Origin of the sequence: Streptomyces sp., assembly GCF_036524955.1 — a bacterium.
Taxonomy (GTDB): Bacteria; Actinomycetota; Actinomycetes; order Streptomycetales; family Streptomycetaceae; genus Actinacidiphila.
The window spans coordinates 1-10548 of sequence record NZ_DATDBG010000060.1; the positions used below are offsets into that span (position 1 = coordinate 1).

Consider the following 10548-nt stretch of genomic DNA (forward strand, 5'->3'; position numbering starts at 1 on the left):
CGTACCGGCAGGCGGCCGGCCCAGCGCGGTGACCGGCGGCCCGGCCGGCGGTGCCGCCGACGCGACGGCTACCGGGTCCGCTGCCGGACCGGCCGGCCTGCCGGGCGGCGAACTGACCGGCGCGGCACGGAAGTCCGCCAAGAAGCTCGTCTCGCTGCTGGCCGCCGCCGTCGACCGGGCGGACGGTTCGGGCCCGGCGGACGCGGCCGGCACCGCGCATCTGCTGCGGCCCTCGGTCCGGGAACTGCTGCCGCTCGCCGTGCGGTCGGTGCGCCGGCAGCTGCGCGCCGACTCCCCGGTCTTCCGGCACGCGGTGCGGCTGGCCGCGGTGGCCGCCGCGGGCTATGTGCTGGGCTCGGCGCTGCCGCTGGGCCACGGGTACTGGGCGCCGCTGACCTCGGTGATGGTGATGCGCCCGGACTTCACGCAGACCTACGAACGGGGCGTGGGACGCTTCGCCGGGACACTGGCCGGAGTCGCCGTGGCCTCGGCGGTGACGCAGGTCGCCCACCCCGGCACGTACGCCTCCGCGGCGCTCGCCGTGGTCAGTGTGGGGCTGATGTACCTCCTGCTGAGCAGCGGCTACGTGGTGTGGCAGGGGTGCCTGGCCGCATACGTGGTGTTCCTGCTCGGCATGGGCGGCACGCAGGTGGAGCACGCGGTACGGGACCGGGTGCTGCTCACACTGCTCGGCGGGGCGCTGGCGATGATCGCGTACGCGGTGTATCCGGCGTGGGAGACGCTGCGGCTGCGGGACCGGCTCGCGGAGTGGCTGGAGGCGGTCTCGGATTACGCGGCGGCGGTGATCGAGGCGTACGCGGACCCGGCGAACCGGCGCGCGCGGGCGGTGCGGCAGGCGCTGCTGGACCTGCGGGCCGCGGGTACGGCCTGGGACCAGGCGGTCTCGCGCGCGGACGTGGAACCCGTACGGCACCGGGGCCTGTCGCGTACCGCCGTCCGGGACGCCGACGCCGCGCTCTCGGCCGTGGGCCGCGTCGGGCTGCTGCTCGAGGCCCATCTCCCGGCGCGGGACACGCCCGCGCTGCCGGCGGCGGGGGCTTTCGCGAAGGCGCTGCGGGAGACCGCGGAGGTGGCGGCCCGCGACGTCCGCGAACGGCGCGCGCCGAGCTGGGCGCCGCTGCGCGAGAAGCTGGACGGCTGGGAGACCGGCCCGGGGGCCGTACGGGAGGGCGAGCCGCTGGTACGGCGCGGGGCGGAACTGCTGGTGGAGACCCTGGAGGAGCTCGCGGAGGCGCTGCGGCCCCGCTCCGCGGGGCGCCGCCATCCGGCGGGCGGCGCGACCCGGGTGGACCGTTGACCGCAGCCGCCCGGGGCCGGCCCGACCCGCAACACCGGGCGCCCCGAGCCCGGGACTACGCTGGACGGCCGGACCGGAAGGAGCCCCATGCAGCCGCAGATCCAGCACGCACTGACCCTCGCGGTGTCCCACTCGCCCGGACCCGGGCCGGTGATGCGTACGGTCGTCGTCGTGGCGGTGGTCGGGGTCGTGCTGCTCGCCTGGTTCGTGCTGCGCGGTTACCGCGGCTGACCCGCCGCCCGCGGGGCACCGCGACCGCAGCCGTACGCCGCCTCGTACACGTACCTCCGGGTCATCGGCCCTCCCCCGGGACGCCCGTCGCACCGCCGCTCACGCGGTCGGCCGGGCCGGCCGGCCCGCTGACCCCGGTCGGTCGCCGTCCGCACGGCTTCGGCCGGATGCGCTCGTCCGCCCTGCGTCGACTCGGCCGGTTGCGGTGCACCGCGCCCGCGTCCCGCCGGACCCGCCCTCCGTACGGTCCGCCGGCTCCGCCGGCGTGCGGGCCCGTTGGGCACCCACTCGTCGGCGGCCTCGTCGTGGACCGCGGGTCCGGATCGCGGCCGGGCCGGAGCGCGCGTCCGGCTCGTCGTCCGGTTCGGAGGAGCAGAAGGCTGCGATCTCGACGTCGTCGTCGACGCCGCCGCACATCTCCGGGATCCAGTGCCGATCCGCTCGTCGGCGCCGGCAGCGGCGGGGCGCGTCACCTCGGCGGCGAAGCCGTGGATCCAGTCGCACACGGACCGCTGATGCTCGTCGCGTTCGAGTGTGCGGTCGCCTTCGTCCCCTCCTCGGCTGGTTAGGCGCGGCAGCAACCGCGACGGCAGCAGCTCATTACTGATCGGTAAGTCATGTCGACTCTCCGATCGTCGTGCGAGCCGCGGTACCGGGGGTGTTACGTTGCGCAGACCAGCGGCAATCGAACAACCGGGGAGGCGTGGGTGGAGACCGGCCAACGGCAGGACCAGCAGACGGCCACGGAGCGGCGGCGTCAGCAACTGCTCGAAGCCGCCGACCGGGTGGTGCTGCGGGACGGGCCCGAGGCGTCCATGAACGCGATCGCCGCCGAGGCGGGCATCACCAAGCCGATCCTCTACCGGCACTTCGGCGACAAGAACGGGCTCTACCGGGCGCTGGCCAAGCGGCACACCGACGCGCTGCTGGCCACTCTGCACAGCGCGCTGGACACCTCCGGCAACCGCCGGGACCGCGTGGAGGCGACGATCCACGCGTATCTCCACGCGATCGAGGCGCACCCGCAGGTCTACCGCTTCCTCATGCACCCCTCCGAGACCCCGCCCGCCGACGGTGAGAAGGGCTTCGACATCGGACGCCACACCGTGCCGCTGCTGCGCCGGATGGGCGAGGACCTGGCCGAGGTGATCGCCGAACGCCTCGACCTCGGACCGGACAGCCGCCGGCTCGCCCGCGCCTGGGGCCACGGCATCGTCGGCATGATGTGCGCGGCGGGCGACTGGTGGCTGAGCGAGCGGCCATGCTCGCGCGACCAGCTGGTACGGGACCTCGCCGACCTGCTGTGGGGCCGGCTCGCGGCGGCCGGCGACCGGGCGGGCGGTCAGGCGTTCTGATATCTACCGGAGCCCGGCGCCCCACGGCGCACGGCGGGCGGCCCACAGCGCGCGGGCGCGGCGGGGGCCGTGCAGCCGGTCGGTGAAGACGGTGCCTTCCAGGTGGTCGCACTCGTGCTGCAGGCAGCGCGCGAAGAACCCGGTCCCGGTGACCGCCACCGGCTCGCCCCGCAGGTCGAAGCCCTCGACGACAGCCTCGTCGTAGCGCCGGGTACCGGCCTCCACGCCGGGCAGCGACAAACAACCCTCGGTGCCGGTCACGCTCACCCCGCCGGTGTGCACCGGGCGCGGGTTGACCAGGTGGCCGAGGTGGCGGCGGTCCTCGTCGTCGGGGCAGTCGTAGACGAACACCCGCAGCGGGATGCCGATCTGGTTGGCGGCCAGGCCGACGCCGCCGGCCGCGTACATCGACGCGAACATGTCCTCGACCAGGCCCTCCAGCCCGGCGCCGAACTCGGTGACCTCCGCGCACCGCGCGGCCAGCACCGGGTCGCCCAGCACCCGCACCCGGCGCACGGCGCCCGTACTCCCGGGAATGGTGCCGCGTCGCATGCGCCCAGAGTAGCCATCCGCCGTACGGCGCCGGCACCACGCGCAGAACCCGGCCGGGCGGCCCGTACCTGAACCCCGTCCCCCGCACCGGCCGGGCGACCTGCCCGTGGCGGCCCCGGGCCCCGGAACACCGAGGGGGCGCAGGTCGTTGGGGGGTCATCGGGGCGGTGCGGTGCGGGGCCGGGGGGTTGAGTCGATAGGCTGGGCGTCGATCGGAACTTGTCGGCCGCCGAAGCGGCACGTGCGGGGCGGAGCACCGGCCGTCGCCAGGGCAGCGGCGCGACCGGCGTCGAGGAGGAAAGAAGACGATGGCAGGCAACTCGGAGCCGCTGTCGCCGCGGGCCAAGCTGGCCGTGACGGCGGGCAAGGCCGCGGCGGCGGTCTCGCGTGTGGCAGGCCGCGGCAGCGGATCGGTGATCGGCGGCCGGGTGGCGCTCAGATTCGATCCCGACCTGCTGGCCAGACTCGCCCGGCACCTCGACGTGGTACTGGTCTCGGCCACCAACGGCAAGACCACCACGACCCGGCTGCTCGCCGAGGCACTGCGCGCCAACGGCCCCGTGGTCTCCAACGCCCTCGGCGCCAACATGCCGGCCGGCATCACCTCCGCGCTGGCCGGCGGCTCCGACGCCCGCTACGGCGTGATCGAGGTGGACGAGAAGTACCTCGCGGGCGTCGCCCGGGACGTCGCGCCCAAGGCCATCGCCCTGCTCAACCTCTCCCGCGACCAGCTCGACCGGGCCGCCGAGACCCGGATGCTCGCCGAGAAGTGGCGCGAGGGCCTGGCCGGCGTGGAGGCGATCGTCATCGCCAACGCGGACGACCCGCTGATCACCTGGGCGGCCTCCTCCAGCCCGACCGTGGTGTGGGTCGCGGCGGGCCAGGAGTGGAAGGACGACGCCTGGTCCTGCCCGTCCTGCGGCGGCGTGCTCCAGCGCCCGTCCGACGACTGGTTCTGCGCCGAGTGCGGTTTCCGCCGCCCCACCCCGACCTGGGCGCTGTCAGGCGACCACGTCGTGGACCCGTACGGGGCCGCCTGGCCGATCCACCTCCAGCTCCCGGGCCGCGCCAACAAGTCCAACGCGGCTGTGTCCACCGCCGCCGCCGCCGCGTTCGGCGTGGACCCCAAGGTCGCGCTGGAGCGGATGTACAAGGTGCAGGCGGTCGCCGGCCGGTACGACGTGGTCTCGTTCCAGCAGCGCGAACTGCGGCTGCTGCTGGCCAAGAACCCGGCCGGCTGGCTGGAGACGTTCTCCCTGATCGACGGCCCGCCCACGCCGGTGATCCTCTCGGTCAACGCCCGCGGCGCGGACGGCACCGACACCTCCTGGCTGTGGGACGTGGACTACACCCGGCTGTCCGGGCACCCCATCCTGGTCATCGGCGACCGCAAGCTGGACCTGGCGGTACGGCTGGAGGTGGCGGGCCTGCAGTTCCTGGTCTGCGCCGACCTGGACGAGGCGGTACGGTCGGCGCCACCGGGCCGGATCGAGGCCATCGCCAACTACACCGCCTTCCAGGACCTGCGCCGCCGGGTCGGCAACTGACCGCCGGCCGGCGGTCACCCGCGCCCGGCTGCCACGACCACAGCCGCAGCCGCCCGACAAGGAGAAGCACGCATGAGTGAGTCCAGCCTGCGCCTGGTGTGGGTCTACCCCGATCTGCTGAGCACCTACGGCGACCAGGGCAACGCGCTGGTGGTGGAGCGGCGGGCGCTCCAGCGCCGGGTGCCGGTCACCCGGGTCGACGTCCGCTCCGACCAGCAGATCCCGACCTCCGGCGACATCTACCTGATCGGCGGCGGCGAGGACCGGCCGCAGCGGCTCGCGGCCGAGCGGCTGCGCCGGGACGGCGGGCTGGGCCGGGCCGTCGCCAACGGCGCGATCGTCTTCTCGGTGTGCGCGGGCTACCAGATCCTCGGCCACGAGTTCGTCAACGACCTCGGCCGCCCCGAGCCGGGCCTGGGTCTGCTGGACGTGGTGAGCGTGCGCGGCGAGGGCGCCCGGTGCGTCGGCGACGTGCTGGCCGACATCGAGCCGCAGTTCGGCCTGCCGCCGCTGACCGGTTTCGAGAACCACCAGGGCGTCACCCATCTGGGTCCGACCGCACGGCCGTTCGCGCGGGTGCGGGTCGGCAACGGCAACGGCACGGGCGACGGCACCGAGGGCGCCTTCAACGACACGGTGTTCGGCACGTACATGCACGGCCCGGTGATGGCCCGGAACCCGCAGATCGCCGACCTGTTGATCAAGCTCGCGCTCGATGTGAACGCGCTGCCGCCGGTGGACGACCAGTGGTACGAGGCGCTGCGCTCCGAGCGGATCGCCGCGGCGGTGCAGCCGGCCTGACCGGGCACGCCACGGGGGCGTCTCCGCGAGTTCGGTCACATGTCACATGTCCGCAGTTCGGTCGGCATGGAGGCGCGGGCACCCGGCTCGGTAAGCTGAGGCGATCCATCCGGACGACGGAGTCCGGCCGTCCGGTCGAGCTGCGGGAGTATTCGAAGCGATGCGTATTGGTGTGCTGACCAGCGGCGGCGACTGCCCCGGGCTGAACGCCGTCATCCGGTCCGTGGTGCACCGCGCCGTCGTGGACCACGGTGACGAGGTCATCGGTTTCCATGACGGGTGGAAGGGCCTGCTCGAATGCGACTACCGCAAGCTGGACCTGGACGCGGTGAGCGGCATTCTGGCCCGCGGCGGCACCATTCTCGGTTCTTCCCGGGTGCAGCCCGCTCATCTGCGCGGCGGAGTGGAGCGGGCCCGGGGCCATGTGACGGACCTCGGTCTCGACGCGATCATCCCGATCGGCGGTGAGGGCACCCTCAAGGCCGCCCGGCTGCTGTCGGACGCGGGCCTGCCGATCGTCGGGGTGCCCAAGACCATAGACAACGACATCGCCTCCACCGATGTCACCTTCGGCTTCGACACCGCGGTGACCGTCGCCACCGAGGCGCTGGACCGGCTGAAGACCACCGCCGAGTCGCACCAGCGGGTGCTGATCGTGGAGGTCATGGGCCGGCACACCGGCTGGATCGCGCTGCACTCGGGCATGGCCGCCGGCGCGCACGCGATCCTGGTTCCGGAGCGGCCGTTCGACGTGGCGGAGCTGGCCCAGGTGGTCGGGGAGCGCTTCGAGGCGGGCAAGAAGTTCGCCATCGTGGTGGTCTCGGAGGGCGCCAAGCCGCGCGAGGGCACGATGGACTTCACCTCCGGCGCCACCGACATCTACGGGCACGAGCGGTTCAGCGGCGTCGCCAACCAGCTCTCGGTGGAGCTGGAGGAGCGGCTCGGCAAGGAGGCCCGGCCGGTGATCCTCGGTCACGTGCAGCGCGGCGGCACCCCGACCGCGTACGACAGGGTGCTGGCGACCCGTTTCGGCTGGCACGCGGTGGAGGCCGCGCACAACGACCGGTTCGGCATGATGACGGCGCTGCGCGGCACCGAGATCACGCTGGTGCCGCTCGCGGATGCCGTGGAGCAGCTCAAGACGGTGCCCGCCGACCGGTACACCGAGGCCGAGTGCGTGCTGTGACCGCTGTTTCCCTGTGACGACCCCGCCCCGCCCCCGGCCGGAACCACGGCCGGGGGCGGCTCTAGTCTGGAGCCGGCACAACGGTCGAAGGAGTGACGGATGAATCACGGCGGACACGGCATGCACATGGACCTGCCGCCGTTCACTCTCGGCCGGGGGCTGTCCTTCACCGGCGGCGATCCGTTCTTCCTGTACGGCTGTGCCCTGCTGCTGGTGCTGTACGGGTGGGGCCTGCTGCGGTTGCGGCTGCGCGGCGACGACTGGCCGGCGGGCCGTACGCTCGCGTTCACGCTCGGCGTGCTGACCATCGGACTGACGATGTGCACCGGGCTGGACGACTACGGCATGGTCATGTTCAGCGTGCACATGGTGCAGCACATGATCCTCAGCATGCTCACCCCGCTCCTGCTGCTGCTCGGCGCTCCGGTGACGCTGGCGCTGCGGGCGCTGCCGACCGCGGGGGCGGGCCGCACGGGTCCGCGCGAGCTGCTGGTGAAGCTGCTGCACAGCCGGTACCTGCGGTTCCTGACACACCCGGCGTTCACCATCCCGTTGTTCGTCGCGAGCCTGTACGGGCTGTACTTCTCGCCGCTGTTCGACACGCTGATGGGCAGCCGGGCCGGGCACACCGCGATGATGGTGCACTTCCTCGCGGTGGGGCTGGTCTTCTTCTGGCCGATCATGGGCGTGGACCCCGGGCCGCACCGGCCGGGGTACGTGATGCGGATGCTGGAGCTGTTCGCCGGGATGCCGTTCCACGCGTTCTTCGGGATCGCGCTGATGATGGCGAGCGAGCCGATGGTCACCACGTTCCTTCCGGCGGCGTCGCTGGGCGTCGATCCGCTGGGCGACCAGACCGCGGCCGGGGGCATCGCCTGGGCGTTCAGCGAGATCCCGTCGGTCGTCGTGCTGGTCGCGCTACTGTTCCAGTGGTACACCTCCGAGCAGCGGCAGGCGCGCCGCAAGGACCGGGCGGCGGATCGCGACGGCGACGCGGAGCTGGTCGCGTACAACGCATACCTGGCATCACTGCAGGCGCGCGGTCGCGGCTGACGCAAAGGGGGCTCCCATGGGGGAGCAGGCACGGATATCGGGTGCGGCGCTGGAACTGCCCGGCGGGGTGACGGTGCGGTTCATGCGGACCCTGCGACTGCCGGAGACAGGGACCCATCCGCTGCCGCCGGGCCTCGGGACGTTTCCGCTGCGGCGGGTGGCGGACTACCCGGAGCGTGCGCCCGCCCAGTGGCTGACGCACGGCGGGGTGCTGCTGCCGGTCTACCAGCGGGAAGCGATGTGGCTGAGCTTCTCCTCGCTCGCGCCGGCCGCCCTCCAGGTGGGCGTCGGCAAGGTGTGCGCGGTGTCCGGGAGGCCGTGGAGCGACCGGCTGTCGCAGGACCCGCAGAACTACGTGGTCCTGCCGCGCCAGCCGTGGCTGGACGGCATCAACTCCGGCCAGGGCACGATCCGGCAGTTCGTGGCGGTACCCCTCGGGCTGGGTGCGACGGTGGAGGGCCAGGTCTCCGGCGAGGAGGTCTGGGGCGGCATGCAGTTGCAGGTCTTCGAACTGCGCGAGGAGATCCTGGAGCGGTGGCGGGCCACGCACAGCTCGCGGACCCGGGGCGGCTGGGGAGCGGCCTCCGAGGCGATGGCCGCCGGGATGCCGCCGATGGCTCCGGCGGGCTTCGGCGCGGCCCCGCAGGCAAGGGCGCCGAGGCCCGCCGCCCGGCCCGCGCCGGCCATGGGCCTGGGGGCGGGCGGGCGGATGCGCCAGGAGGTGTACCGGGACGAGCGGCCCCCGGGCGACTGGCGGGAGAAGCCGTCGGGCCGGGCCTACGTGCACCTGGCGACGGCGCCGCAGTGGCGGGCGGTCACCGGCGAACCGGCGCCCGCGTCCCCGGTGGACCGGGCGGCGTACAACGCGGCGGGCCTGCCCTGGTTCGACTACTTCGACGCGGACGCCGAGGATCTGGCCCCCGGTGAGCCGCTGACCGGCGTCAAACCGGTCGGCGACTGGCTCGGCGACGACGAGCAGCCCTGGGTGGCGACCGAGCCGGAGCAGGTCAAGCCGCTCAAGGACGATCCCGGCCAGGTGACCGACGGGGAGTGGTAGCGCCGGAGGCCGCGTCCGGTTCACCATGATGTCCGGGCCGTCCGCGGGTGCGCAACGCGGCCGCGGAAGGAGGCGTGCGATGCGGGGATCCGCCAAGGCGATGGCGGTGTGCACCGTGGCGTGCCTGGCAGCGGTGGTCGGCTACAGCGTCGCGCTGGGGTCGAACGGCTGGCTGTGGTTCGCCTGGGTGGTACTGGTCCTGTGTACGGCGGGTGTGGCGGCGATCCGCGCACCGCGGTGAGACTCCGAGTACCGCGCTGAGACCCGCGGCGGCGCCCGCGCCCGACCGCGACCGCGCGTGGCGGGCGAGCCTTCCGCCCGGGGGTCGGCGCCGCCGCGGGCCGCGATTGTTCGGCGGGCGGCCGCCGTGCGGGCCTGGTGGGAGCGGGTGCGGGGGCACTAGTCTGCCGAGGCGCCGTCCGGGGCGCGCCCGGCCGGCGCGGCCGGGGGTCCTGGCCGCAGGAGGGGGAGGCAGCCGCCGTGTTCTACCGCGTGCTCAAGTACGTGATCCTCGGGCCGTTGCTGCGGGCGCTGTTCCGGCCGCGGATCGAGGGCATGGAGAACGTCCCGGAGAGCGGCGCGGCGATCATCGCGGGCAACCACCTGTCGTTCTCCGACCACTTCCTGATGCCCGCGATCCTGCCGCGCCGGATCACCTTCCTCGCCAAGGCCGAGTACTTCACCGGACCCGGCCTCAAGGGGCGGCTGACCGCCGCCTTCTTCCGCAGCGCGGGCCAGATCCCGGTGGGCCGGTCGGGCGGCAGCGCCGCGCGGTCGGCGATCACCGCCGGGCTCGATGTGCTGGGCCGAGGCGAGTTGCTGGGCATCTACCCGGAGGGCACCCGCTCGCACGACGGGCGACTGTACCGGGGCCGTACCGGCGTGGCGGTGATGGCGCTGCGCGCCGGCGTCCCGGTGATCCCCTGCGCCATGGTGGGCACCTTCGAACTCCAGCCGCCGGGACGGGTGGTCCCGCGCATCGGCCGGGTCGCCATCCGCTTCGGCCGCCCGCTGGACTTCACCCGGTTCGCCGGGATGGAGGGTGAACGGTACGCGGTGCGGTCGGTCACCGACGAGATCATGTACGAGATCCTCGCACTGTCCGGGCAGGAGTACGTCGACCGGTACGCGGGCGAGGTGAAGGCCGAACAGGCACAACGCCCGATGGCGGCGCGGCTGCGCCGCAAACAGCCGTGACCTCGTGAGCGATGGCTCCCCGAACCGCGCTGGGCTGACGCGTCGTCGTGGCCTCGCGATCCGCCGCGGCCCGGTGCCCTGCGCCGACCGCGAATCCGCGTCGGGCGAAGCTCTCTGGCCGGGCCGGGCCGGTCCGGTCAGGGGCACGGCTGGCGGAGGAGTGCGGCGACCCGTACGACGACGCGGCGGAGCGCCGCGGGCCGGCGGGCCGGGTCGGCTGAGGCGCGGCGGGCCGCCCGCCACCGCTCCCG

General features: G+C 73.9%; 11 protein-coding genes and 1 pseudogene. 10 read left to right on the forward strand and 2 right to left on the reverse strand.

Annotated features, from left to right (window positions below; genetic code table 11):
* Both VIW71_RS04830 and VIW71_RS04835 read left to right on the forward strand, forming a co-directional pair.
* Nucleotides 1-1318: FUSC family protein (locus VIW71_RS04830; RefSeq protein ID WP_331620702.1), on the forward strand; the 1318-nt coding region annotated here is incomplete at its 5' end.
* A gap of 87 nt (nucleotides 1319-1405) precedes the next feature.
* Nucleotides 1406-1549, forward strand: coding sequence for a hypothetical protein (locus VIW71_RS04835; RefSeq protein ID WP_331620703.1), 144 nt, complete (start codon nucleotides 1406-1408; stop codon nucleotides 1547-1549).
* Nucleotides 1550-1821: 272 nt separating this feature from the next.
* Here the strand turns inward: VIW71_RS04835 and VIW71_RS04840 are convergent.
* Nucleotides 1822-2127, reverse strand: a pseudogene (locus VIW71_RS04840) (hypothetical protein); the annotation flags it as partial.
* 129 nt (nucleotides 2128-2256) lie between these two features.
* On the opposite strand from VIW71_RS04840, the gene VIW71_RS04845 reads away from it, so the two are divergent.
* Nucleotides 2257-2904, forward strand: coding sequence for a TetR family transcriptional regulator (locus VIW71_RS04845; RefSeq protein ID WP_331620704.1), 648 nt, complete (start codon nucleotides 2257-2259; stop codon nucleotides 2902-2904).
* Nucleotides 2905-2907: 3 nt separating this feature from the next.
* Here VIW71_RS04845 and def read toward each other — a convergent pair whose 3' ends face one another.
* A complete protein-coding gene (gene def / locus VIW71_RS04850) occupies nucleotides 2908-3456 on the reverse strand; it encodes a peptide deformylase (protein WP_331620705.1) in 549 nt (182 codons plus the stop codon).
* 308 nt (nucleotides 3457-3764) lie between these two features.
* Here def and VIW71_RS04855 point away from each other — a divergent pair, with 308 nt between their 5' ends.
* The 7 genes from VIW71_RS04855 to VIW71_RS04885 all read left to right on the forward strand — a co-directional run bounded on the left by VIW71_RS04855 (nucleotide 3765) and on the right by VIW71_RS04885 (nucleotide 10297).
* Nucleotides 3765-5003 carry a MurT ligase domain-containing protein gene (locus tag VIW71_RS04855; protein ID WP_331620706.1) on the forward strand — a complete coding sequence of 413 codons (1239 nt, stop codon included), beginning with the start codon at nucleotides 3765-3767 and terminating at the stop codon, nucleotides 5001-5003.
* A gap of 72 nt (nucleotides 5004-5075) precedes the next feature.
* The gene (locus tag VIW71_RS04860; protein ID WP_331620707.1) at nucleotides 5076-5804 is read left to right on the forward strand and encodes a type 1 glutamine amidotransferase; all 729 of its coding nucleotides are present in this window, start codon (nucleotides 5076-5078) and stop codon (nucleotides 5802-5804) included.
* Nucleotides 5805-5964: 160 nt separating this feature from the next.
* A complete protein-coding gene (locus tag VIW71_RS04865; protein ID WP_331620708.1) occupies nucleotides 5965-6990 on the forward strand; it encodes a 6-phosphofructokinase in 1026 nt (341 codons plus the stop codon).
* A 99-nt stretch (nucleotides 6991-7089) separates the two neighbouring features.
* Nucleotides 7090-8043 carry a cytochrome c oxidase assembly protein gene (locus VIW71_RS04870; RefSeq protein ID WP_331620709.1) on the forward strand — a complete coding sequence of 318 codons (954 nt, stop codon included), beginning with the start codon at nucleotides 7090-7092 and terminating at the stop codon, nucleotides 8041-8043.
* A 16-nt stretch (nucleotides 8044-8059) separates the two neighbouring features.
* On the forward strand, nucleotides 8060-9100 hold the full coding sequence (locus VIW71_RS04875) for a hypothetical protein (protein ID WP_331620710.1): 1041 nt from the start codon (nucleotides 8060-8062) through the stop codon (nucleotides 9098-9100).
* 79 nt (nucleotides 9101-9179) lie between these two features.
* Complete coding sequence (locus VIW71_RS04880; RefSeq protein ID WP_331620711.1) at nucleotides 9180-9341, forward strand: hypothetical protein; 162 nt, start codon at nucleotides 9180-9182, stop codon at nucleotides 9339-9341.
* A 239-nt stretch (nucleotides 9342-9580) separates the two neighbouring features.
* Nucleotides 9581-10297: a lysophospholipid acyltransferase family protein gene (locus VIW71_RS04885; protein ID WP_331620712.1), complete on the forward strand. Its 717-nt coding sequence runs from the start codon at nucleotides 9581-9583 to the stop codon at nucleotides 10295-10297.
* The last annotated feature ends 251 nt before the right edge of the window (nucleotides 10298-10548 follow it).